At 71.2% G+C, this 24,623-nt stretch carries 19 protein-coding genes; 9 read left to right on the top strand and 10 right to left on the bottom strand.

What is annotated here, in order from left to right; all coding sequences use genetic code 11:
• Positions 1 to 143: 143 nt before the first annotated feature.
• The 9 genes from GA0070558_RS23390 to GA0070558_RS32970 form a co-directional block, all read right to left on the bottom strand.
• Complete coding sequence (locus tag GA0070558_RS23390; RefSeq protein WP_176734329.1) at positions 144 to 1,421, bottom strand: MFS transporter; 1,278 nt, start codon at positions 1,419 to 1,421, stop codon at positions 144 to 146.
• A complete protein-coding gene (locus tag GA0070558_RS33515; protein ID WP_176734328.1) occupies positions 1,418 to 2,206 on the bottom strand; it encodes a hypothetical protein in 789 nt (262 codons plus the stop codon). The genes GA0070558_RS23390 and GA0070558_RS33515 overlap by 4 nt, the downstream gene beginning before the upstream one ends.
• Positions 2,199 to 4,025, bottom strand: a complete 1,827-nt coding sequence (locus GA0070558_RS23385; protein WP_091283590.1) for a non-ribosomal peptide synthetase — start codon at positions 4,023 to 4,025, stop codon at positions 2,199 to 2,201. The genes GA0070558_RS33515 and GA0070558_RS23385 overlap by 8 nt, the downstream gene beginning before the upstream one ends.
• Entirely contained in the window at positions 4,022 to 5,452 is a 1,431-nt protein-coding gene (locus GA0070558_RS23380) for a thioesterase II family protein (protein ID WP_176734327.1), read from the bottom strand. The genes GA0070558_RS23385 and GA0070558_RS23380 overlap by 4 nt, the downstream gene beginning before the upstream one ends.
• Before the next feature lie 29 nt (positions 5,453 to 5,481).
• A complete protein-coding gene (locus GA0070558_RS23375) occupies positions 5,482 to 8,400 on the bottom strand; it encodes a type I polyketide synthase (RefSeq protein ID WP_091283586.1) in 2,919 nt (972 codons plus the stop codon).
• Positions 8,401 to 8,403: 3 nt separating this feature from the next.
• Positions 8,404 to 11,823 carry a non-ribosomal peptide synthetase gene (locus GA0070558_RS23370; protein WP_091283584.1) on the bottom strand — a complete coding sequence of 1,140 codons (3,420 nt, stop codon included), beginning with the start codon at positions 11,821 to 11,823 and terminating at the stop codon, positions 8,404 to 8,406.
• A gap of 19 nt (positions 11,824 to 11,842) precedes the next feature.
• Positions 11,843 to 12,574, bottom strand: a complete 732-nt coding sequence (locus tag GA0070558_RS23365; protein ID WP_091283582.1) for a sulfotransferase family protein — start codon at positions 12,572 to 12,574, stop codon at positions 11,843 to 11,845.
• A 57-nt stretch (positions 12,575 to 12,631) separates the two neighbouring features.
• Positions 12,632 to 14,197, bottom strand: a complete 1,566-nt coding sequence (locus tag GA0070558_RS23360; RefSeq protein WP_091283580.1) for a condensation domain-containing protein — start codon at positions 14,195 to 14,197, stop codon at positions 12,632 to 12,634.
• 93 nt (positions 14,198 to 14,290) lie between these two features.
• Positions 14,291 to 14,659, bottom strand: a complete 369-nt coding sequence (locus GA0070558_RS32970; RefSeq protein ID WP_141722289.1) for a hypothetical protein — start codon at positions 14,657 to 14,659, stop codon at positions 14,291 to 14,293.
• Between the two features lie 49 nt (positions 14,660 to 14,708).
• Between GA0070558_RS32970 and GA0070558_RS23355 the strand changes: the two genes are divergently transcribed.
• Positions 14,709 to 15,557, top strand: coding sequence for an NAD-dependent epimerase/dehydratase family protein (locus GA0070558_RS23355; protein ID WP_218107056.1), 849 nt, complete (start codon positions 14,709 to 14,711; stop codon positions 15,555 to 15,557).
• A 201-nt stretch (positions 15,558 to 15,758) separates the two neighbouring features.
• Positions 15,759 to 17,240, top strand: a complete 1,482-nt coding sequence (locus GA0070558_RS23350) for a cupin domain-containing protein (RefSeq protein WP_176734325.1) — start codon at positions 15,759 to 15,761, stop codon at positions 17,238 to 17,240.
• Positions 17,241 to 17,260: 20 nt separating this feature from the next.
• Here the strand turns inward: GA0070558_RS23350 and hisG are convergent, their stop codons facing one another.
• Positions 17,261 to 17,923: an ATP phosphoribosyltransferase gene (hisG, locus tag GA0070558_RS23345; protein ID WP_091283577.1), complete on the bottom strand. Its 663-nt coding sequence runs from the start codon at positions 17,921 to 17,923 to the stop codon at positions 17,261 to 17,263.
• 366 nt (positions 17,924 to 18,289) lie between these two features.
• Here hisG and GA0070558_RS23340 point away from each other — a divergent pair, with 366 nt between their 5' ends.
• From GA0070558_RS23340 to ahcY, 7 genes are all read left to right on the top strand, one after another.
• The gene (locus tag GA0070558_RS23340; protein ID WP_176734324.1) at positions 18,290 to 19,294 is read left to right on the top strand and encodes a Gfo/Idh/MocA family protein; all 1,005 of its coding nucleotides are present in this window, start codon (positions 18,290 to 18,292) and stop codon (positions 19,292 to 19,294) included.
• 135 nt (positions 19,295 to 19,429) lie between these two features.
• Entirely contained in the window at positions 19,430 to 20,524 is a 1,095-nt protein-coding gene (locus tag GA0070558_RS23335) for a myo-inositol-1-phosphate synthase (protein ID WP_091283573.1), read from the top strand.
• Complete coding sequence (locus tag GA0070558_RS23330) at positions 20,521 to 21,171, top strand: DJ-1/PfpI family protein (protein WP_091283572.1); 651 nt, start codon at positions 20,521 to 20,523, stop codon at positions 21,169 to 21,171. Before GA0070558_RS23335 ends, GA0070558_RS23330 begins: the two co-directional genes overlap by 4 nt.
• Positions 21,164 to 21,913 carry an SDR family oxidoreductase gene (locus GA0070558_RS23325; protein WP_091283570.1) on the top strand — a complete coding sequence of 250 codons (750 nt, stop codon included), beginning with the start codon at positions 21,164 to 21,166 and terminating at the stop codon, positions 21,911 to 21,913. Before GA0070558_RS23330 ends, GA0070558_RS23325 begins: the two co-directional genes overlap by 8 nt.
• Positions 21,910 to 22,329, top strand: coding sequence for a RidA family protein (locus GA0070558_RS23320; protein ID WP_091283568.1), 420 nt, complete (start codon positions 21,910 to 21,912; stop codon positions 22,327 to 22,329). The genes GA0070558_RS23325 and GA0070558_RS23320 overlap by 4 nt, the downstream gene beginning before the upstream one ends.
• On the top strand, positions 22,326 to 23,360 hold the full coding sequence (locus GA0070558_RS23315; protein ID WP_176734322.1) for a carbohydrate kinase family protein: 1,035 nt from the start codon (positions 22,326 to 22,328) through the stop codon (positions 23,358 to 23,360). Before GA0070558_RS23320 ends, GA0070558_RS23315 begins: the two co-directional genes overlap by 4 nt.
• Positions 23,357 to 24,610 (top strand): adenosylhomocysteinase, encoded by a 1,254-nt coding sequence (ahcY, locus tag GA0070558_RS23310; RefSeq protein WP_091283565.1) that lies wholly within the window; start codon positions 23,357 to 23,359, stop codon positions 24,608 to 24,610. The genes GA0070558_RS23315 and ahcY overlap by 4 nt, the downstream gene beginning before the upstream one ends.
• The last annotated feature ends 13 nt before the right edge of the window (positions 24,611 to 24,623 follow it).

The following is a 24,623-nucleotide window of genomic DNA, read 5'->3' as shown; positions in this document are numbered from 1 at the left end:
GCCGGCCGCACAGCCGAAACCGACTCCTCGAACGGGTACAGGATCAGTTCGGCCGCACCCGGGCCGTGTACGGGCCCCGGGTGCCAGGCCGACGCAGTCACGCCGCCGCTGACGCCCGCTCAGCACGGAGGGCTGACGCTCCGTCAGGTGGCAGCGGCCTGGGGCGTCGTGTCCGCCGTCGGGGCGTCCGGTGAGGTCGTATACCGGCTGCGGGTCCGGACCGTCCAGTGGACCACAGGCTTCGAGAACAGGCTGACCAGCACGAACAGCGCCGCCAACGCCAGCCAACCGCCGAACAGGAACCGCTCCACCAGCACGGTCACCATGAGCGGCCCGAGAACGTCCGGCATGGCGTTGCCGAGGCTGAACATCGCGCCCCACTGGCCCTGCGCCTTCTGGTCGGCCAGCTCGTAGCGCAGCTCCCACTCCGCCGCCGAGCCCCACATCTCGCCCATCGTAAGCAGCACCACCGCGGCCAGCATCACGCCTCCGGCCACCCATGCGTTGCCGCCCCAGGCCGACGCGCCGATGAGCACGCAGCAAGCCGCCAGCGACAGCAGCGACCAGTGCTGGAGCCGCCCGGCCCCCGGCACGGTGTCGGCACCCCTGCTCGCAGGTACCTGGAAGAGGGTCACGATGCCGGTGGAGATGCCGAGCAGGACGGCGACGAGTGCGGCCGGGGCCTTGGTGTGTCCCACGACCCACAGCGGGATGCCGATCAGCAGGATCTTGTCGCTCAGCACGTAGAAGTTGCTGATCTGGCCGAGCAACGCGTACGGCACGTCGCGCACGGCCGAGCGCTTCGGCACGTCGGGGGCCTGCTTGGGGGCGGGTGGCACGTGCGGCAGCCAGAACCGCGCCACTGCGATTGCTAGGCGCACCACGCCGTAACCGCCCAATGCACCCAGGTAGACCGCCCGGCTGTCGACGGCCAGGATCAGGCCGCCCAACCCGGCGCCGACGGCGAAGCCGCCGTTGAACACGCTGCGCATGTGCGCGGATATCTTGACCCGGTCCTGCTTGCCGAGGACGCCCGCCAGCAGCGCGCCGAACACGACGTTCGTGCCGGTCTCGGCGATGGCGATGATGCTGACCATGACCGCGAACGCGGCGAACGAGGTCACCAGGCACAGCCCGATCAGGGACAGTCCGAGCAGCACCTCCATGACCATGGTGACCTCACGCGGGCCGTACCGGTCGGCCATCCGGCCCAGCGGCACCCGGAGCGGCAGGCCGATGATCGCCGCGATGGTCAGCGCGAGTCCGATCTGCCCGGCCGGCAAGCCCACCTGCTGGTGGAAGTACAGGACGCTGGCCGCGGAGTACAGGCTGAAGCCGATGCTGACCAGCAGGGTCGCCACCACCATGTGGCGGCCGGGACCCGGCTCGGGCAGGGCGCGGCGCAGGATGGCCAGGGTCACGACGACAGCCCCCGTAGGTTGACGAGCGCGGTGATGCGGCGCGCGATGAGTTCCGGTGCCGACGAGCCTGGCTGGAGCAGGTCCGCGCTGGGCAGGTCCAGGACGGTGGGCCGCCATTGGTCGGGCAGCCAGGCGGCGGGGGCGGCCGTCTCCCGGCCGCAGATCACGTGGGAGTCCGCGGCGGGCTCCGGCGGGTGTGCGGACGAGGCGAGCAGGAAGCCGAGCCAGGCGCGGTAGCGCGGCAACAATGCCGCCGCCGCGATCTCGGCCTCGTCCGGTTCCGCGCCGTCCTCGTCGAGCATCGTCAGCAGGTCGTGTCGAAGCTGCCGCGTCATCGCCTCGACGGTCGGCTCGCACCTCTGCGTCGCGGCGTCGGCGGGCGCGACACCCAGCGAGACCCGAAGGGCGGCGAACTCCGCCCGGATCGTCGCCGGCGTGGGCCAGCTCGGGTCCACCAGCACACAGGGGGCCACACGGCCCGATTCGGCCAGCAGCCGGGCCACTTGCAGCGCCAGCGTGCCCGCGTTGCAGTAGCCGGCCACCACGTCCGGTCGCTGTGCCATGGCCACGAGCCGTTCGACGTACGCAGCGGCCAGCTCGGCCGGATCGGCAGCGCCTCCCGACGCGGTCAGGTCGGCGATGGGGTCGAGCCGGCACACGGTCAGGGCGAGATGCGGCAGGATCGCCGCGGTCAGCGTCGGCCGCGCGTCCGGCCGCCGGAAGTCGACCACCAGCAGGCGCCCGCCGCTACCCGACGCGGCCTGGTCCACGGTCACCTCAAGCACGGCTCACCACCCGCGCGAGCTCGCTGATCGTCGGGTGAGCGTAGATCTCTCGCGGTGTGTACCGGCGCAGCCCGGCCTCCTGCATCGCCGCGCACAGTCGGGCGGCCAGCAGCGAGTTGCCGCCCACCGCGAAGAAGTCGTCGTACGGGGTCAGCTCCTCACCGAGGACCCGCTGCCAGACGTCGAGCATCAGATCCTCGACGTCGCTCGTGTCCGCAGTCGGGCGAGCGACCCGCGCGGCTGGCGCGGCCCGCGCAGGTCTCAGGCCGCCCACGTCCAGCTTTCCGTTCACGGTCAGGGGAAGGGCGTCCATCAGGGTGATCGACTGAGGCAGCATGTGTTCGGACAGCGACGCGGCGAGATGGCCGCGCAACTGGGACACGGTCACCTCGCTGGACGGGACCGCGTACGCCTCGATGACCGCTGCGGCACCGGCGCCGCGCACGACGATCGCGGCCTCGGCCACCGCAGGCGAGGCCAGCAGCACTGACCTGATCTCGGCCGGCTCGATCCGGAACCCGCGCACCTTCACCTGGTCGTCCATCCGCCCCAGGTGATCGATCGTGCCGTCGGGGCCGATCCGGCCCAGGTCGCCGCTGCGGTAGGCGCGCTGCCCGGTCACCGGATCGAGGATGAAGCGGGCGGCGGTCAGGTCCGGTTGACCCCAGTAGCCCCGGGCCACTCCTGCGCCGCCCACCCAGATCTCCCCGACGCCGCCGTCGGGCACGGGAGTGCCGTCCGTGTCGCGGATGGACATCGTCCATCCGGGCAGCGGCCGGCCGACGGAGCGAGAGCCGCGCCGCACGTCGTCGGCGGTGATGTCCTTGAGGGTGGTGTGCACCGTCGTCTCGGTGATGCCGTAGAGGTTCAGCAGGCGGCAGCCGGCGAGCGGGTGGCGCTCCAGCCACCCGCCGAGCATGCCGACCGGCAGCGTCTCCCCCGCGAGCAGCACCAGGCGCACGGCCAGCTCGGCCGGCCGCTGCCGGTCCTCGTAGATGAGCTGCGCGAACGCAGACGGAGTCTGGCTCAGCACGGTCACCCGCTGATCGACGAGCAGGGTGAGGAAGTCCGGCGGCGTCCGGGAAGTCCAGTACGGCACGACGACCAGTCGCCCGCCGGTGAGCAGGCAGCCCCACATCTCGTACACCGACACGTCGAACGCCGCCGAGTGGAACATCGACCAGACGTCCTCGCTGCCCAACCCCATCGCGTCGCGGGTCGCGGCGACCAGCGCCAGGACGTTGCCGTGCGGGATGACGACGCCCTTGGGCCGCCCGGTCGAGCCCGACGTGAAGATCACGTAAGCGACGTCCTCACGCCCCACCTCAGGCAGCCGGTGGCCCGGGGGCGCCGTCGCGGCCACCAGTTCGTCCGGCGTGACCGCCGGTGTCCCGGCCGGGAAGAGCCCGGCGGCGGCCACCACCGCCCTCGCGCCGACAGCCGCCACGGTGTGCTCGCGCCGCTCGGCCGGATAGGCCGGATCGATGGGAACGTAGGCCGCGCCCGCCTTCAGCACGCCCAACAGCACCGCGATCAGCGTCTCGTCGCGGTCCAGGCAGACAGCCACCCGGTCGCCGCGGGTCACGCCGCGCGCCGCCAGCCCGACGGCGACGCGGCCGGACAGCTCGTCGAGGTATCGGTAGGTGATGTCACGCGCACCGGAGGACACCACGACCCGCTCCGGCTGCCGTCGCACGACCTGCGCGAACGCCTGGTGGATGCTGACCTGGTCGGCCGGGGTCAGGGCCACGCCGTCGCCGAGGTGGGACGCGACTGGTCGATCCAGACCCGGCCCTCGGGTGTTCTGCTGCGCGTTCACGTCGCTTTCCCCTCCGCGTGCGGCACGGCCGCCGCCGTCCCGGCGATCACGGCCAGCACCGCCTCCGCCTGGTCCAGCAGGTACATGTGGCCGCCGGTCAGCTCGACACTGGTGATGGGGCCGGCAGCCACCTCCGCCCAGCGCGCCGCCTCGGCTGCGGACACCAACTCGTCGTGCTGTCCCCGCAGCACGGTGATCGGCGTGTCCAGTTGCACTCCGGGCTCGGCCCGGTACGCCTCGTGCATCGCCACGTCGGTCCGCAGTGTGGGCAACAGCAGCTCGCGCAGTTCCGGATCGTCCAGGGCGGCGTCGTGGTGACCGGCGAAGCCACGCACGCGAGCGACGAACGCGTCATCGTCGAGACCGGTGGCGTGATCGGTTCGCCCGCAGTGCGGCGCCGTCGATCCGCTGGCGTAGAGATGGCCCAGGGCTCCCGGCCAACGTCGGTTGATCAGCAGCGCGAGTTCGAAGCCGAGCGCCGCGCCCAGGCTGTGTCCGAACAGGACGACCTTGCCGCAATCGTCGATGGCAGTCGCCACCTGCGGCAAGAGGCACTCCGCCGCGGCTCGGACGTCGGTGACGGCCTCCTCCAGGATCCGGTTCTCGCGGCCGGGCAGTTGCAGGCCGCGCACGGTGTGTCCCGTGGGCGCCCGGCGGCTCCAGCTCCGGAAGAATCCGGCGCCGCCACCGGCGAACGGCAGGCAGAGGATGCCGATGCCGCGCACCCGCTCGACCCGGTCGGTGGTCCAGCGCAGCGCGGCGAGGGTCACCGGCCGATCGACCGAGGACGTCCCATGGCCGCCGTGCGGCTCGGCCAGCAGCTCGACCGGGCCGCAGACGCGGTCCCGCAACGCGTCAACGGCGGACTGAGCGTGGTCCGGGCCGGTCAGGACCGTCACCGGGGCGGTCAGGCGCACCGCGCGCAGCGCCTCGGAGGCGGCGGCGGCCAGCGTCAGATCGGCGCGCAGCACCGGCAGCAGTGCCTGTCGTTCGGCCGGATCGGCGGCGAGCAGTTCCTGCGACAGCAACGCCGTCCCGGCCGGGCCCACGCCCGACATCTCGGCTTCCGCCGCGAAGGTGCGCCGGTCGTCTGCCGCCGCCGGGAAATCGCTCAGCACGACCGCCCGGCATTCGTCGTCGAGTTCGGCCGCGACCAGCGGAGCGAGCAGGGCCCCGAGGCGGTGACCGTAAACGACGGTCGGCAGTCGGCCCCGATCGTGCGGCTGGCGCAGGCTCGCCAGCACGTCGGCCAGTCCCGCACCGGGCGGCTCGCCGCGGCGACGCTCGCGGCCCGGCAGGTTGAGCCCCATCACCTCGACGTCGTCCGGCAGCCCTGTCACCAGCGGCCGCAGCGACGCCGGGCCGGTACCGGCGGGCGGCAGCACCAGCAGCCGCACCCGGACCGGCTCGCGGGCGGCCCGGCGCACCAGGGTCCACCACTTCGGCGACGCCGCGCTCATCGCCGCGTCCCCGTGGTGTCGCGCCCGGCGTGCACCGCGCCGAGGATGTCGCCGAACGTCGGCGTCTCCAGGAGGGTCTTGAATTCCAGGTCGGCGGCGAGTCGCTTGCGTACCCGCGCGATCATCCGGACCGCCAGCAGTGAGTCGCCGCCGGCATCGAAGAAGTTCGTCTCAGGCGTCGGCGGCCCACCGCCGAGCAGGGACTGCCAAATCTCACCGAGAGCCTCGGCAAGGCCAGCCGTCTCCGAGGGCACGCCGGCATGCGGTACGCCGGCATGCGGTACGCCGGTCTGGAGCGGTCGGCTCGGCGTACCGGGCCGGGTCCGCTCCAGCCAGTGCCGCCGCCGCTGGAACCGATATCCCGGCAGCGGCGTCGGCCGCCCCTGAATCGGGAACGCCACGTCCACACCCGCCGCCCACGCGCCGAGCACTGTGCCGAGGAACGGCTGCAGCCCCGCGTCCGGCTCGTCCGGCCCGCCCATCGTGGCGAGCCGGACCGCGTCGGCGCCGGGCCCCCCGCTGGCCAGCGTGATGAGGGTGCGCCCGGGCCCGGCTTCGATCAGCAGAGGATGCCGCAGCGCCGCCAGCCGCTCGATGCCGTCGGCGAACCGGACCGGCCGCCGCAACTGCTCCACCAGATAGCCGGGGTTGACCGTCGTGCCGGCGGGCAGCACCTGCCCGGTCACGTTGGACACGACCCGCCGGGTGGTCGGCGTGAAGGTCACCGAGGCCGCCTCGGCGCGGAAGTCGTCGAGCATCCCGTCCATCGCCGCGGTGTGGAAAGCGTGTGAGACCCGCAGCCGCCGGTGCCGCAGGTGACCGGCGTCCGCTCGCTCCCGGGTCAGATCGATCAACTCGGGCGGTCCGGCGACGACCACCGAGCGAGCGGCGTTGACCGCAGCGACCTCGACGCCGGCCGGCAACAGCGCCCGGACCTGCTCCTCCTCGGCGGAGACGGCGAGCATGGCCCCGGTCGGCATCTCCTGCATCAACCGGCCGCGCGCCGCGACCAGGCGCAGCGCGTCGGCCAGACTCATGCCGCCGGCTATGCACAGGGCGGCGTACTCGCCGACGCTGTGGCCGAGCAGCAGCGTCGGCTCAACCGTCAAACTCGCCAGCAGCTGCGCCACGGCGTACCCGGTCACGAAGAGCGCGGGCTGGGCAAGCCGGGTCTGGTCGAGTTCGCCGGTCGACCCGCCATCACCGAGCAGTAGCCTGCGCAGGTCAAGCCCGCCCAGCAGCGGGACGAGCCGGGCACAGCACTCGTCGACCGTCTCACGGAATCGCGGATAGGCGGCGTAGAGCGGGGCCGCCATGCCTTCGTACTGACTGCCCTGACCGGGGAACAGCAGGCACACGCTGCTGCGCGCCGCTCTGCGGACCGGGACCGGGACGAGGCTTCCGGCGCTGGCCCACAGCAGGCCGCCGCGCATCCGGTGCCGGGCTCGGCCGTACTGGAGTGTGTGTGCCACGTCGGGCGGATCCAGCTCGGGATGTGCGGCGAGGTGCTCGACGAGATCACGGGTCATGGCCGCCAGGCCCTCGGTGCTGTCCGCGGAGAGCGGCAGCAGCTGCGGGAAGTGTGGCCGCGGCGACGGCGCCCGCTCCGGTGCTTCCTCGACCACGAGGTGGGCATTGGTCCCGCCGATGCCGAACGAGCTGACCCCCGCCCGCCTCGGCCGATCCGTACGCGGCCACGCCCGGCCCGCCATGACCACCTCGAACGGCCCGTCCGCGAACGGGATCTCCGGATGCGCTTCGACGCAGTCGATGCTCGGCGGCAGATACTCGTGCCCCAGCGCCAGCACCACCTTGATCAGGCCGGCCACCCCCGCCGCGGCGTCCAGATGTCCGATGTTGGGCTTGACCGAACCCAACAGGCACGGTGTCGATCGAGGCCGCTCCGTGCGGAACGCCTGCCCCAGCGCGGCCACCTCGATGGCGTCGCCGATCTCGGTGCCGGTGCCGTGCGCCTCCACATAGTCGATGTCGTGCGGCTCGACACCCGCCACGCGGTGCGCCCGGCGGATCACCGCGGCTTGGCCGTCGATGCCCGGCGCGGTGTAGCCGACCTTCGCCGCCCCGTCGTTGTTGACGGCCGATCCGCGAATGACCGCGCGCACCGCGTCGCCGTCGCGGATCGCCTCGGCGGCGCGCTTGAGCACGACCATGCCGACCCCGTTGCCGCCGACGGTGCCCCGGGCGGCGCGGTCGAAGGCCCGGCAGTGGCCATCCGGGGAGTTGATGCCGTGCTGGTCGTAGACGTACCCGGCCTCCTGGGGAACGCAGATGCGGGCACCTCCCGCGATGGCGACGTCGCTGTCGCCGGCGAGCAGGCTCTGGCAGGCCAGGTGTACGGCCACCAGCGAGGTCGAGCAGGCGGTCTGCACGGTCACCGCCGGACCGCGCAGACCCAGGCGGTACGCGATCCGCGTCGCCACGTGGTCCTTCTCGTTGCCCACCATCAGGGAAAGCCGCCCGAGGGCATCCGCCAGGCCACCGTCGGCGAGCACGTGCTCGGTGAAGTAGGTGTTGACGCCGGTCCCGGCGAACACACCCACGGCGGCCGTGGTGCGAGCCGGGTCGAGGCCGGCGTCCTCCAGCGCCTGCCAGGCGCACTCCAGGGCGATCCGTTGCTGCGGGTCGGTGACCTCGGCTTCCCGCGGCGACATACCGAACAGTTCGGCGTCGAACAGGTCGGCGTCGGCCAGCACTCCGCCCGCGGCGACATAGCCCTCCGCAGCCCGCTCGGCGGCGCTCACCCCGGCCGCCGCGAGCTGCTGGTCGTCGAACCGGCTCACGCAGTGCCGCCCCGCGCGCAGGTTCGCCCAGTACTCGGCGGTGTCGGCGGCGGCCGGGAAACGCCCGGCCATCCCGATGACGGCGATACCGTCGACCCATCGGATCCCGGTCACGGCTCAGCCCACCGCCGACAGCAGGGCGCACACGTGCCGCGCCAGCGTCCGCACGGACGGGTAGCGGTACATGTCGAGGGTCGACAACGCACAGCCGGGCCAGGTCTGCCGAAGCCGGTTGCGGACCGCCATCAACTGCACCGAGCTGCCGCCCACCTCGAAGAACCCGTCCTCCGGCCCGAAGTCGTCGTCTTCCAGCACGTCGACCCAGATGTCGGTGATGACGTCCTCAACGTCCGAGGGCTCCGGTTGTCGGTCCGGCACCACGCCGCCTCCGGTCTCAGCGGCATGCGCCGGGTGCGGGGCCGGGCCGTCGGCGTACGCGTCCGGCGGCCCGGCAAGCGCGGTGATCGTATGGCGTGCCAGCATGGCGACGTCGACCTTGCCGTTGGCGGTGAGCGGCAGCTCGGTGACGAGCGCCCAAGCCGACGGCACCGCGTAGGCGGGCTGTGCCCTGGCGACGTGCTCGCGCAGCGTGGACGGATCCGTGTCCGGCACGGCGACCACCCCGGCCAGCAGCCGGGCCGACGTCCCGTCGCCGACCACCGTCACGTACGCGTCCCGGACGGCCGGATGGTCCCGCAGCGCCTGTTCCACGCCGTGCAGCTCGATCCGGTGGCCGAACACCTTGACCTGGCGGTCGCGGCGGCCGAGGAAACGCAACCTCCCGTCGGCGTCCCAGCGCACGATGTCGCCGGTCGCGTAGGACACCTCGTCGGGGTGCTCGGGGAGACACCCGAACGCGATCGCGGTCGCGGCGCGGTCGCCCGCATAGCCGAGGGCGAGGCCGAGACCCGAGGTGCGCAGCTCCCCCACCGCGCCGGCGGGCACCCGGTGACCGGACCGGTCCACCACCATCACCCGGGTCCCGGCGATCGGCCGGCCGATCGGCAGCGGGTCGTCGACCTCGGCCGGGTCGTCGAAGTGTGCCACGGTGGTGAAGGTCGTGTTCTCGGTCGGGCCGTACCCGTTGCTCACCCGCAGACCGCGGTGCCGTTCGAGCACCTGGCGAACCTGCGCGGACGCCACCACGTCGCCGCCGGTCAGCAGCTGCCGCAGTCCCGCGAAGGCGTTCTGCCGGTGCTCGGCGAGCAGGCGGAACAGGCCAGCGGTCAGCCACAACACCGTGACCGCGCGCTCGGCGAGGAAGCCAGCCAGCGCCGACGGGCTCGGCGGCCCGTCCGGGAACACCTCGATCGCGGCACCGCTGACCAACGGGGCGAAGATCTCCAGAGTCGAGGCGTCGAACGCGAGGGGCGCCAATCGGGCGTATCGCTCCCCCGGCCCCTGCCGGACATGACCGGCGCGGTGCACGAGGCGGACCACGCCGCGCACCGGCACCCGGACGCCCTTCGGCACGCCGGTCGATCCGGACGTGAAAGCCAGGTATGCGACGCGCTCCGGGTCGGCGGGCGGGCGGGGCGGCGGGCGCTCGCCCCGCTCGCCCGCGTCGACCAGCACACAGTGTGCCGGGGCCGACGCGAGCAGCGCGGCGGCGGCGGGCGGTCCGACCACGGCCCGGGGCTCGGCCACGGCCATGACCGCGTGCTGCTGCGCCGGGGGCGCGTCGGCGTCGAGGCCGACGTATGCCGCGCCGAGACGCAGGGCAGCCAGCACCGCGACGATCTCCTCGGACGAGCGCGGCACGGCCACCAGGACCGTGTCGCCGACGCCGACGCCCACCTCGGCCAGCCTCGCCGCCAGGCCGGTCGCCGCGTCGAGCAGCTCCCGGTAGCGGTAGGCGGCACCGGCCCCGCTGACCGCGGACGCCGACGGTGTCGCGGCGGCCTGGGCGGCGAACAGCTCCCACAGGTCGGGCAGGTCCGCCGGCAGCGGCGGGCCCTGCTCCCACTTCCGCAGCAGCGCGCGTTCGGCCTCGGCGATCGTGCGCACCGTCTGCAGCGGCGCGGCCGGGTCGGCGGTGAGCTCGACCAGCGCCGCGACGAACGACTCGGCGAGGCTCGCCGCCTCGTCGAACGCGAGCACCGTGGCCGCGTACTCGAGCGCCAGCACCGGCGCGGGCGACCAGCGCTGCACGTAGAGCATCGCGTCGAACGGCGTCCCGCCGCAGTGCCCCTCGTGGATGCGGAACTCCACCTCGCCCGCGGTCAGGCGGGCGGGGACCAGCTCGTCGTGCGGCGCGAACGCCGTCTGTACCAGCGGGTTGCGGGCGATGTCCCCGCCGAGACGCAGCTCCCGCACGAGCTGCTCGAACGGCACCTCGGCAAAGTCGAGCGCCTGCGCCAACGCCCGGGCGGCATCGGTCAGGTAGTCGGTGACGGACACCTCCGCGTGCGGTCGCAGCCGCACCGGGACCACCCGGGTACACAGGGCCACGACGTCCCGAAGGCCAGCCGTGGGCCGGCCCGCAGCGGGCACCCCGACCAGCAGATCGTCGAGGTCGCAGCGGCGCGCGACGACCAGCCCCCACGCGGCGAGCAGGAAGGCATTGCGGGTCACCCCCAGCGCAGCCGCGAGCGTGTCGCAACGGGAGCGGATCTCGTCCGGCAGGCTGAACACGTGCCGCGCCGCCGCAGGAGCGAACGCGGCCGGGCGGCGGATCCCGGACGGCAGCTCCACCGTTGACGGCGCGTCCGCGAGCTGAAGCGCCCGCTCGGCGGCGGCGGTCGCCTGCCGGTCCGGGTCGGCGCCGGCCGCGAGCATCGCGGTGGTCGACGGCGCGACCGGCGCGCCCGCGTAGGCGGCGGCGAGGTCTCGCCAGAAGACACCGATGCCCCAACCGTCCACGAGCGCGTGGTGCACGAGCAGGGTCAGCACCCGAGGCCCGTCCGGGGTCCGGGTGAGCACCAGATGCACCGGCGGGGTGCCGTACGGGTGCAGGAGCCGCGCGCTGGCCGCCGCGAGCCCGGCGTGGATCGAGCCGAGGAGGTCCTGGCCCGCTGCCAGGCGTACCGTCTGCTCTCGCAGCGTGGGTGTCCACCTCGGGTGGACGACCCGGCCCCGGCTCCCGTCCGGGCGCAGCGCGAACGAGGTGCGCAACGACTCGTGCGCCCGGACCACGTCGCTGACCGCCGTCCGCAGCCGCGCGGGGTCCACCGGCCCGCTGAGCACCGCGCTGAATAGCAGGTGGTAGGCCGTGCTGCCGTGGACTTCCGCGGCCTCGATCATGGCGTTCTGTCCGGGAAGCAGATCGAGCACGCCGTCCACGCCCGGCGGCGCCGGCGCAGGCGGGGACGTTGCCTCCTCCGCCTGCGCCAGGACCCGCCCGAGTGGCTCGGTGCCGAGCAGCCGCGCCAGACTGACCGTGCAGCCCAGTTCCCGTTCGGCGAGCGCCGTCAGCTCGGCGCCGCGCATCGACGTACCACCCAGAGCGATGAAGGATCGGCTCGGCCCGTCTGCCAGCACCCGCTGCTCGGGCAGTTGAAGCACGCGCGCGACCAGGCGCGCCCATGAGGTTTCCATCCGGTGCCGCTTCCGTCCGTCAGCTGCGGGCGAGCAGGTCGTCGTAGAGCTCACGTGTGTTCTCCGGCAGGTCCGCCCGGCCCCGGCCGGGCTCGCCGCCGACCCGGCTGGCGTCGAACAGGTGCCAAGCCAGCGGCGCGCCGATGGCGGCCTCCAGTCGCTTGCGGGTGCGGGTGGCACCGAACGTGTCGACGTCGACGAACAGCCACTCGCCCCGCGAGACCTGACTCAGCACGCTGGCGTACGCAAGCCGCCAGATCTCCAGCGCGATCTCCCGGTCGATGGGCACCGCGCTGACCTCGGAGCCGAAGCGGACCAGGGAACGCGCCGCGGACTCCGGATCGCGGAAGACGCAGACCCGCAGCGCGTCGTCGAGGTACGGCTCCCAGGCGGTCAACGTGTAGCAGAACCGCGGGTCCTTAAGGCAGAACGGGTGCTGGCCGGTCAGCTCCGCCATGCTGTGCCGCATGTCCTCGGGTGCCGGCCCGAACGCGACCTGGTCGGCGGGCACCGCGCTGAGGTAGCGGTGGCGGGGCGCGGGAACCCAGGGCGTCACCGAGGGCAGCCGGCCGAGCAGCTCGTCGTTGATCGCGTTGACCAGCTCGCTCTCGAAGTAGCCACCCCGGTTCCACTGATCGGGCGGCAGTAGCGCGGGGCCCAGCCGATGCCCGGTGAGCCCGGCGATGACGGCGGTGCTGACGCTCGTCCCATTACGCGCACAGCCCAGGACGACGCAGCTGCGCGGCGTCATCCGGCCGCCCCTGGCCCACGGTGCCGTTGACTACCCTGCTTCACCCCGCGGCTCCCATCAGTTCAGTGCATCCGCGAAGCGGACGATGCCGCGCAGGACGGCCTGCGCCAGCTCGGCGCTCTCCTGAGGCGGCAGGTAGCCACGGGGATGTCTGAGTTCGAAGCGCATGCCCTCGGCGGCGGCCCGCATCCAGATCCAGATCCCCCAGCCGACCGCTCCGCCCGGCTCGGGTAGATCACCTACCGTGCACCCGGCAAGCTCCAGATCGCACGCCACGGTGCTGTCGAGGTCGAGGTAGAGCACCGGATGCCGGCGCGGATGGCCCCAGTCCTGTGGAGTCAGCTCGCGGATCAGGCGCTGCGCCGGGTACGCCCCGTGGGTGAGCGCGTCAACCAGCAGCTCGCGCACCTGCTTAAGCACGTCCGGCGGCTCGGCCTCGCGCAGGGCCGGCACCTCCAGGGCGAGGTTGGTGGTCAGGAAGGACACCACGCTTTCCGTGCCCGGCAGCTGGCGGTTGCCGATCGGCACCAGCACCGGCACCCGGTCCGCGCCGGTGCGCTCGGCCACCGCAACGGTCAACGCCGCGAGCGAGACAAGCAGCCAGGTCGCCCCGTCCTGCCCGGCGTTGGCGGCCAGCGTCGCCACCGTGCCCGCGTCGACTTCGACCTGGTGCGTGACGCCGTGCTCCCACTCGTCGCCGATCGGCTGCCGCGACCCCGGATACTTTAGCTCACGCCAGAGCGGCCCCCCACCCGCCGACCGAGCCCACCAGTCGTACGCCCGACGGCCCGCCGCCGAGGCGCAGAACTGCTCCTCCAGGTGCCCGACCGCCTGGTTCTGCAGGGGCTCGGACAGCTCGGGCAGGGGGCCGCCAGTGACGCAGGCGCGGTAGACCTGGGAGATCTCCTCCAGCAGGATGCGCACCGCCAGTCGGTCAGCGACCAGATGCTCCACGCCGAACCAGAACTCGTGTTCGCGGGGGCCGGTGCGGCGCAGCAGAAACCGGGCCAGCACTCCCGAGCCCAGGTCGAACGGCAGTGTCGCCAGCTCGACGAGCGGCGGGCCGTCGGCTTCGACGATCTCCAGCTCGACGGCGGCGGCGGGAACCACCCATTGGGTCAGATCGTCGAGTGAGAACGCGGCGCGCAGCCCATCGTGCCTGCGCGCGACGGCGGCGACCGCGGCCGAGAGCGCGGCCGGGTCGAGGTCCCCTTCGATGCGGTAGCCCGCGGCGATGACGGAGGTGGTGGTGTTCCAGCCGCCGCCGCCTGCGGCGAGCGCCCGCCGGGCCCGCATCAGGCGCGCAGCCTGGTTGGCGTTGACGGGGTGCCGGCCAGCGGCGGCGATCACCGGGGCCGGCTCCGCGGGCGCGTCTGCGACGGCCCCGCGCGTCTCGACGAGGGTGGCCATGGCGGCCAGCTGCGGGTGCGTGATGATCTCGGTGAGCGTGAGCTCGACGCCGAGCTCGCGGCGGATCCGCGCCAGGAGCCGGACCGCGGTCAGCGAGCTGCCACCCATCTCGAAGAACGAGCTGCCGGGCTCGGGACGGCTGCCCAACAGCCTCTCCCAGATGTCCGCGATCGTGGCAGGCACGGACAGTTTCGGGCGTTCGTCGGCGATCACGCTGGATCAAGTCCCCCACTCGTATCCATGACGTCGCACTTGGCGCCGCCACGGATGGGCTACGCCGCAAGTGGACGGTCGCAAACGGGGACGCTAGTCAATCGCCTGATGATGATGCAATACCTTTCGGCGTAATTGCAGGTCGATCCACTCCTCTGCAGACGGAACCGACGCACTCCATCGACCTGCCACGATCAACATCACCGAAGCCGACCGGGTCACGACCGGCGCCGACGGCCAGAAAGTCAATCTTGGCATTGCGGCGCGGGTGCGGGCGTGGGCGCGGTTGATCTTCTTCTGCCACGCGGACAGCCTCCGCCGGGTGGTGGTGGCGGTCGACCGGGGTGCGGGCGCTGTGCCGCGTCGGCGGTCGTGGCGAGCGGGGCGGCGCAACCCTACCGTGACCTGCGCCGTCACGACGAAAATAGCCCAGCAGGCGATGGCATGATCTTCACCGATCAATTTCCAGCCTTTAGCGGCAATGGCGCTCGCCGTTCACTAAGAATGGAACGTGTCTGCGAGGACCCCAGCAAAGCTGGCCATCGTCACCGGAAGTTCCGGCCGGGTCGGCGCAGCCGTCGTCGCGGCCTTCCGCGCCGCCGGATGGACGGCTCGCGGCGCCGACCGAATACCGGGCCGGCACACCGAGATCGTGGGCGACCTCCGCGATCCTCGCGTGCGACGGGCCGCCGTAGGCGACGCAGGTGTGCTCGTCCACGCCGCGGCGCTGCACGCTCCGCACGTGGGCAGCCGGTCCGACGAGGAGTTCCGCGCGGTGAACATCGGCCTGACCGCGGACCTGCTCGCCGACGCGATGGAGGCCGACGTCGGCCGCGCCCTGTACATCAGCAGCACCAGCGTCTACGGGCATGCCCTCAGCTGCGCCGACCACACCGTGTGGGTCGACGAACTACTCACACCGCGTCCTCGCGACATCTACGACGAGACCAAGCTTGCGGCCGAGCGCCTGGTCACCACCGGCCCCCTACCGTCGGTGGTCCTGCGGATCGCACGCTGCTTTCCCGAGCCGCTCATGGTGCGTGCGGTCCATCTGCTGCATCGGGCGGTGGATGTGGCCGACGTCGCCGACGCCGTCCTGCTGGCCGCGGACCACGCCGTGACGGGCACGTTCAACATCTCCGGCCCTCACCCCTTCCGGCGTACGGACTGCCCGGACCTTCATCGCGACGCGGCCGCAGTGCTGGCGCGGCGGGCGCCGGAGACCGGCGCGGCGTTTCGGGCCCGGGGCTGGGCTCTGCCCGAGCGGGTGGACCGTGTTCACGACTCGACGGCCGCCGCTGAGAGTTTCGGATACCGCCCGCGGCGGGGCGTTCAACAGCTGCTCGGCCTGCCACAGTAGGCCGCTCCGCAGCCAGGTGCTGCGCGGATGGCCGGAGAGGCCACCCGCCGTCGCATCACCTGGCAGCGGGGATGCGGCTCGGGCCCGGGGACTCTGCCGGCCGCTGCCGGGCGAGCCCCGTGCGGGACAGTCGGAATCGGCACGACATGCAACCATCGTTGCTCTGTCCGATGTCTTCGGAGTTTGACGGGGAGAGCAAACGTGCCGACGAGCTTTGCTGATCGTCTCCACTGGGTGCGGACCACCATGCCGGTCACCAGCCGAGTCATCGCCGAACTGGGCGACAGACCGGGTGCCGACCGAACCTTCTGCTACCGCGGGCATCTCACCCTCAATTCGATGCCGGTGTTCGAGTGGCTGGCCGCCTCCGGCATCAAGCTGACGATTGCGAGCTGTGATCCGAACACGGCCGATCCCGAGGTCGTGGCACGGCTGCGGGCGGCCGGGTGCGCTGTCCTCACCGACGAGGACGAACTTGAGCAGGCCGTACGGCTGCGGCCGGAGCTGGTCTTCGACACCGGCGGAGACCTCACCGCGGCGCTGATCGAGGAGGGCACGCCACCGCTGGCCGCGGTGGAGTCGACAAGCACCGGGTTGTGGCGGCTGGGCAAGCTGCCTGACGTCCCCATGCCGATGCTCGAGTGGGCGCGCATCCCGCTCAAGGAGAAGGTGGAACACCGGTTCCACGTCGCCGCCGGCGTGTGGTCGGCCATCGCGTGGCTGACCGGGCTGTCGATCGAGGGCCGCCGCGTGCTGGTTCTCGGGTACGGCGAGGTGGGCAAGGGAGTGGCCGACCGGGCCCGCCGGTTGGGCGCGCTGGTGACCGTGGCGGAGCCGGAGCCGGCGCGAGCGCTGGACGCGCGGCTGCACGGTCATGAGACGGTTCCCACCGCACTCGCCGCGGCGCACACGGCCGAGATCGTCGTGACCGCCACCGGACGACCGGCTTCGGTCAGCGCCGCGGTCCTGGACCGGCTGCCCCACGGGGCCATCGTGGCCAACGCCGGCCACTCGCCTCAGGAGATCGACCTCGCGCACCTGGCCGACCGCGGCATGGCGCACCCGCTTCGGCCGGGTCTCGTCGAATACCGGGGCCCACAGCGGACAGTTGTCGTGCTCGGGGGCGGAAGCCCGGTGAACCTGACAGTCGACAACACCTTCGGTGACGACCTGTGGGATCTGTTCGCCGGCGTGACCGCATTGAGCTGTGCCTGGTTGCTGACCGGTGAGTGGGCGGCCGAACCTCCCGGGATCCGGCCGCTTCCGGCGCTGATGCAGCGGCGGATCGCCGAGCTCTATCTGTCGCCGCCGCCCCGGCCGGCACACGTCGGCGCGATCCAACGGGTGGATGCCGCCGAGGCCGGCGGTCACGTCCTGCAGGAGCTGGCGGGCCCGCAGTGCGCCGCGTACCAACAGCACCACACGTTGGCCTGCTCGACGCTGGCGCCTGGCGCCCGGATCGCCGTCCACCATCACGAACGCACCGAAGAGACCTACATCGTGCTCGATGGGGAGGTCACCGTGACGCTCGACGGCGTGGAGCACCTCGTGGCCACCGGCGGGGTCGTGACCATCCCACCGCCGATACGGCACGGCGTGCTGGCCGGCGAGCAGGGGGCTCGGTTGCTAGCGGTCTCCACCCCGCCCTGGCAGCCCGACGACCACCACGAGCAGCCGAGCTGACGGCAGGACTCCCGGCCGCCTCATCGGGCGGCCGGGAGCAGGCACGCCAGCATCCGCTCGGCGAGCAGCCAGGTGGCCGGCGTGGCCGCCGCTGCGGGCGCACAGACGAGCACGGCCTCCGAGCGGATCAATGGGGAACCGATCGTCACCAGGCTGTGCGCGGCAAGGGTACGACCGGTGTCCACCACATCCGCGACGGCGTCCGCGATGCCGAGGCGTACGGCCAGTTCCACGGCGCCGCTCATCTCCACGACGGTCGCGTTCAGCCCCCGCGCTGCCAGGTCCCGGGCGGTCAGCCGGGGCAGCGCGGTGGCGACTCGCCGACCCTGGAGCCCGGTGACATCGGTGCCGAAGTCGGGGGGCGCGGCGTAGTGCACGCGCGCGTGTCCGAAACCCAGCGCCAGGAGTTCGACGACCGGCCGGTCCGCATCGGCCGCCAGGTCGCGGCCGGTGATGCCGGCATCCAGCACACCCTCGGCGACGAGACGCGGGACGTCCCGGGCCCGGAGGTGAAGGAACTCCGTGTCGTTGGCCCGGTCGAACGAGTGCAGTCGTTCACCCGGTACGCCGCAGTCGTAGCCCGCGGCGGCGAGCAGGCGCCGAGCCCCGGATGCCAGCGCGCCCTTGTGCGGCAACGCTATTCGGTGCGGGCCACGCCTGTGCGACCCCCGTACGTCAGCCATGATCAGCCGACTCCTTCCAGCAGCTGTGGTAGTCGCCCCATTGAGGCAGGACGGCCGCCCGGCGACGAGACCCATTCACGGTGCCACCGGGGGCTCACTCTCTACTGCAGACCGTACGTCCGTGAACGGCGAGCAACCAAAAGTATCCACATTCATCAGCAGAGCCGCTGGTCATGCCCCACTTCCGCAGTCGATTTCAAGTTGATCAATTGGTTGATGGCAATCAGTGGTTGCGGAATCGCAGAGCGTCGCCTAGACTTCGATCCCAGTGATCGCCGCGCCATATCACCGCGCCACATCACCGCGCCGTCATGGCGCCGTTCTGACGCAGGGCGCGATCGAACACTTCTACGGGGAGGTGGTAACGTGCGTTTCGCTGTCGTGGGCACCGGATTCGGGGAACAGCACGTCAGGTGGATTACCGATATACCGGGCATGGCGGTCACGGTCCTCTGCTACCGCGAGGACAAGGCCAAGGCAGCTCGCATCGCTCAGCAATTCAACATCCCGCGCATTGATCCCGACCCCTTGTCCGTCCTGCGCAGTGGGGACGTCGACGCCGTTTGCGTGGTAACACCTCCGGAAACGCACAATGAACTTCTCGTGGCCGGCCTCGACGCCGGATTGACTGCAATCTCCGACAAGCCGTTGGCAGCGGACGTCGACACGGCGAATCGGCTCGCTCAGCATGCCGAGCGGCGCCAAGCGGACGCCTTTGTCACCTTCCAGTGGCGCGCGAACCGCGCTCTTCGCCGGATCGGGCAGTTGCAGCGGGACGGTCTCTTCGGCCGCGTCCGGCAGGTGAGCCTGGAATTCCATCACAGCTTCCTCGGGCAGACCAAGACGCCGTGGCCATGGCGCCACGACGGTCGTTCCGCAGGCGCCGGCACCCTCTCTGACCAGGGAGTTCACCTCTTCGATGCGCTGCGCTGGCTGCTCGGCGAGGAGTGGGTCGTCGATGACGCCCGCTCGTCGATCACCTTCGCCCGCCGGCTGCATCAGGACCAGTCCCTGGACGGGGGAGCGGAAGACATCGCGGACGTCTGGCTGTCCTCGGCGTCCGGAATTCCGGCTCGCGTCTTCACGTCCCGGGTCTCGGTCCACCGTCAGTTACGAGTAGAGATCCACGGCAGTCGGGCAGGTGTCAGCGCAAGTCTCGATCCCGACGACGGGTCTGGCCGGCTGCACATCTTCAAGCCGGATTCCGATCCACAGGTGGAGGACTTTCCCGCCGACCCGATGAATATCTACAAGCTATTCTTCTCCAATAGAGACGAGTTGATCGGCGCGCCCACTTTCGCAGACGGCACACGCGCTCAAAGTCTTATGGACGAAGCGGTACGACGCTTTCGCAAGACCGAACGCCCGTAATCGAGATCGCATTTCTTCCACGTGCCCCGGGCGCGTTCACGAAGAAGGCTCCTTAAGAGCGTCACAACCATGATCTCGCAGGCATGCGCGCTAGCCCCGCCGTGCCTCAATTGCTATTCGATTGGTGGTGGAGTGATGGCTGAGGACATCCGGCTGGCCGTCGCAGGCGTAGGCAACAACATTTCCGCACTTTTCCAGGGTGCCGAGCTGTACCGGAAGATGTATCGCGACGGGGTCGACGAAGCCGAATTCCCTGGTATCAAGAGGGCCCGAGTGGGTGGGATCGCGGTGAGCGACCTGGCATTCGTCGCCGCCTTCGACGTCCATCCCAACAAGCTCGGGCGGTCGTTCACCGAGGCGGTTCTCGCCGAGCCGAACAACTATCCCCGGCTGGACGTCGAGCTGCCGGAGGTGGGCTTCACCGTACAGGCCGGTCTGGCCACTCCCGAGGACGCGGAACCCGGCTCGGCGGCGTTCCGCGCCACCGTGGACGAACTGCGTAACAGCCGTGCCGAGGTGCTGCTCTACTCGCTGCCGACCGGCCTGCAGTGGGCGGCCGACGGGTACGCCCGCGCGGCGTTGGAGGCCAACGTCGCCTTTGTCAACTGCACACCGGAGGTGGTTGCCCGCTCGCCCGAGATGCTCGCCGCGTTCCAGGACGCCAAGGTTCCCCTGGTCGGTGACGATCTGGCCAGCCACCTCGGCACCTCGGTGGTGCACCGGGCGCTGCTCGGCCTGCTCAGCGAGCGGGGTCTGACCCTCTCCAGCTCCTACCAGCTGAACTTCGGGGGCAACGAGGACTTCCGCAACCTGCGGGAGCGCGGAGCGAGCAAGCGGCAGTCCAAGCTCAATGCCCTGGCCCAGGAAGGCGTGGACACCTCCAACGTCGAGGTGATCCCTTCGGCGGGCTTCGTTCCGCACCTGAAGGACAACAAGGTCGCGATGCTCAACATCGAGGGCCTGGGCTGGGCGGGCACGCCGGTCTCGCTCGATCTGAAGCTGAAGGTGCAGGACTCCAGCAACGCGGCCGGCGTGATCATCGACCTGGTGCGGATCGCAGCCGCCAGCAGCCGGCTCGGCATCTCGGGCTTCCCGCCGGCCGCAGTCCGCATTCTCAAGTCGCCGGCCGGTGGACACACCTCGTACACCGCGGAGGACGTCGAGGAAGGGTTCCGGCAGCTGGACCGGCTGGAGTCGGAGGACATCGTCCCGGCGGCGTCGGCACGATGACCCACACGCCTCCTGACCTTTCGGCGGGCACTGTCCTCGCGGTTCTTGCCTACCCCGGCGTGGACGAGCTCGACCTTTTCGGTGCGTACGCGATTCTCGGCAAGGCCGGGCTCGTCGCCCAGGAGCAGGGCCTCGCACCGGTACGGGTCGTCATCGCTGCCTCGAACGACGAGGTTCGAGGCTCCGGCGGTGTGACCTTTCGGGTTCAGGAGGACGTGTCCGCAGTGACGCGGGCGCAGGCGGTCGTCGTACCTGGTGGTCGCGGAGCCGCGGCGACCCGTGACGACGACCGTCTGCGCCGGACGCTGCGCATGGCGTACGACGGTGGGACTCGGCTGTATTCCGTGTGTTCCGGGGCGCTCGTCCTGGCCGGCGCCGGACTGGCGGAGGGTCGCGTCCTCGCCGTGCATTCCGCCAAGCGTCAGCAACTCCTGGCGCTCGGCGCGAAGCAGGCGGCCCACGGGTTGGTCCGCGACGACCGGATCTGCTCGGTCGGCGGGGACATCCAGATCTCGCTCAAGTCAGTGGACCTGGCGTACGCGCTGCTGGCCGACCTGCGACCCGAGCTAATCGAGCCGGTGGCGCGCCGCACCGAAGTCCGCCCCGGCCGGAGCGAACGCGGTGTTCCGGAGGACGCTCATGCCTGAGGCGCATCGATCGGTTTTGATCACCGGCGCCAGCCGAGGGATCGGCCGGGCCACCGCTCTGGCGCTCGCCGCGGACGGGTACGCGCCGGTGCTCTGGGCCCGGTCCGGCGACGACCTCGCCAAGGTGGCCGACGAGGTGGCCGAGCAAGGAGTGCCGGTGCGCACGTCGGTCGTCGACGTCGCCGACCGGGCCGCGGTGGCTCGGGCGGCACAAGAGTCCCTTGCCGGCCTCGATCGCCTCGACGGCCTCGTCCTCAATGCGGGCCAGGGCACGTGGACCGCGCTGAGCGACCTGGAGCCGGCGGACTGGGATCGCACCGTGCGGACGAATCTGGACGGCAGTTTCCACGTCCTCAAGACCGTCTTGCCACTGCTGACCGCGGTGCGTGGCGCACTGGTCGTCGGCCTGCTGTCCGACTCGGTGTGCTATCCGTTCGCGGAGCGGGCGGCATATGCGGCATCCAAGTCGGGACTCGCCGCGCTCCTTGAGGTCACTCGGCGCGAGACGCGGGAGCACGGGGTGCGCATCTGCCGGCTGATGCCCAGCCGAGTCGACACGCACTTCCAGGGTTCGTACGCGGTAGCGGCACCGGGCACACGCGACGGCGCGCTCACGGCCGCCGAGGTCGCCGCCGTGATAGCCGGCGTCTTCCGCCTTCCAGCCGGTGTGGAAGTGCGGGAGATCCAGCTCTCCTCCATGACATCGACCTTCGGTCCCTTCCCGGAGAGGACAGGCGCGTGACATCGCAGAAGACGGTTCTTCTTCCGGAGGGCCACTCCAAGCCGATCGGTCGATACTCGCCCGGCATCCGGGTGGCCGCATCGAGCGGCGCCGGCCTTGTCTTCATCAGTGGCCAGGTGGCGACCGACGATCACGGCAACGTGCTGTCGCCCGAAAACGCCAGGGAGCAGGCGCGAGTCGTGTTCGGCCGTATCGAGCAGGTGCTGGCCGCTGCCGGCGGCTCCCTCGCCGATCTCGTGAGCGTGACCATCTATCTGACCGACGTACGTCGCGACTTTCCCGCGGTCTCGGCCGTACGGAACGAGGTGCTGGCGGACCCACCCCCGGCGAGCGTTCTAGTGGAGGTAGCCGCGCTGGCCGAGACCGGTTGCGTCGTCGAGATCAGCGGCATCGCGATAGTGGAGGGCGAGTCGTGACCGATTCTCCGCTGCCGCCCGGCGGCTCGTCGGAATACCGCTCCGCGCTGCGCCGCGCGGCCAATGGCAGCCGCGTCCTCGTCGTCGGCTCACTGAACGTCGACCTGATCGTCCAGAGCGACCGAGAGCCCGACGACGACGGCGCGGTGGTCGTGCCGTCCATCGTGACCGCGCCCGGCGGCCACGCCGGCAACTGCGCGTCGGCTCTCGCCGCGCTCGGCATCCGGGTCGACGTGGCCGCGGCGATCGGCACGGATCCCGAGGGCGACAGCGTGCTCAGTGATCTGCGCAGCCGGGACATCGGCGTCTCAGCCGTACACCGCTACACCAGCGCGCCCACCGGCCGAGTGATCATCCCGGTCTTCTCGGAGAAGCACTACATGTTGATGCACCGGGGCGCGAACGACCTGCTTTCCGCGGCGAAGGTCCGCGACGCCCTCACCGCGCCGATCGACGCCGTAGTGATGTTTGATCCGAGCCGGGAGGCGCTGCGGGAAACCGTCGAAACGGTCGCCCGCCAGCCCCGGCCTCCACTGCTGTGCTGGTGTCCCGGGGGGATTTACTGCGGAGACGACATCGTGGCCGAGATCGCCCCACACTGCGATGTGCTCCTGCTGAATCGGGACGAGCATCGTCAGATCACCGGCCGGCTGGGTTCGGCGTCACCGGGTCGGCCGGGCGGCGACGTGGTGCTCACCCTGGGACGCGAGGGGTCTCTACTTCGCCGGGGCGATCAGGAGTGGCATGCCCCGGCCGAACCGGTTCAGGCGGTGGACCCCACTGGCGCGGGTGATGCATTTGCCGCCGCCTACCTGTTGTCCGTCCTGGCGGGCCTGCCCCCGCTAATGCGCCTACGCAGCGGAAACGTCGGAGGCGCAGTCGCGGTTAGCGCGGTCGGGGCCCGCGCACGCCACGCATCTCTCGCGGAGTTGACCACCGGGGTGGCGCCAGATCCTCGAACGGTGCCGGCAGCTACGATCGCCACCGATGCACGGCACCAGTTCAAAGAAAGACGAAAGGAAACGCTATGAGTATGGTCCGCGACCTCTCCCTCGCCGACGTTGGGCAACTGAAGGTCGATTTCGCCGCACGGCGCATGCCGGTCCTTTCCGCGCTGGTCGAGAGGTTCAGCGAATCGAAGCCCTTCATCGGTCAGCGGATCGCCGCCTGCCTGCACGTCACCACGGAGACGGCCAACATGTGCCGTGCCCTGGTGGCCGGCGGAGCCGAGCTGGCACTCTGCGCTTCGAACCCGCTGTCCACGAAGGATGACGTCGCGGCCACCATCCAGCGCGACATCGGCGCCGAGGTCTTCGCCATCTACGGCTGCGACCGTGAGACCTTCTACCAGCAGGTGCAGGGCGTTCTCGCGATCCGGCCGACCATCGTCGTCGACGACGGCGCCGACCTGACCACGACGATTCACAACGACTACCCGCAGCTGCTCGACGAGATCATCGGCGGCACCGAGGTGACCTCGACCGGGGTTCTGCGCATCCGCAACATGGCCACCGACGGCGCGCTCCGTTATCCAGTGCTCCCGACCAACGACGCGGCGACCAAGCATTTGTTCGACAACCGCTACGGCACCGGGCAGAACACCATCGACGGCATCCTGCGCGCGACGAACGTGCTGCTCGCCGGGTCGGTGTTCGTGGTGGTCGGTTACGGCTGGTGCGGACGCGGCGTGGCGATGCGGGCCCGGGGCATGGGGGCGAAGGTGGTAGTGACTGAGGTCGATCCGATCCGGGCGCTGGAGGCCAAGCTCGACGGCTTGGACGTCATGACGATGGACCAGGCCGCCGCAGTAGGCGACATCTTCGTCACGGTCACCGGCAACCGGGATGCCATCACGTACGCGCACCTGCAGCAGATGAAGGACGGCGCGGTGGTCTGCAACTCCGGCCACTTCGACGTCGAGATCGCCGTGTCTGAGCTGCAGGCGAATGCGACCGCGCGTCGGGAACTGCGGCCGAACTGTGTCGAGTACAAGCTGTCGAACGGTCGCGGAGTGATCCTGCTCGCCGAGGGCCGGCTGGTCGGCCAGTCCGCGGCGGAGGCACATCCGGCCGAGGTGATGGACATGACCTTCGCCACCCAGGCCCTCGGCGTGCAATACCTGATCGAGAACGCCGCACGCCTCGAACCGGGCATCGTGCCGATCCCGCGCTCGATCGAGAACGACGTGGCGAGCGCCAAGCTGCGCGCATACGGCATCCAGATCGACGAGCTGAGCGCGGGTCAGCAGCAGTACCTCACGGACTGGCGCGTCGGCACCTGACAAGAACGGTGTG

This window comes from Micromonospora haikouensis, assembly GCF_900091595.1.
GTDB lineage: Bacteria > Actinomycetota > Actinomycetes > Mycobacteriales > Micromonosporaceae > Micromonospora > Micromonospora haikouensis.
Note: the sequence above shows the minus strand (reverse complement) of the source record. Positions and strands in the feature narration are given on the sequence as shown.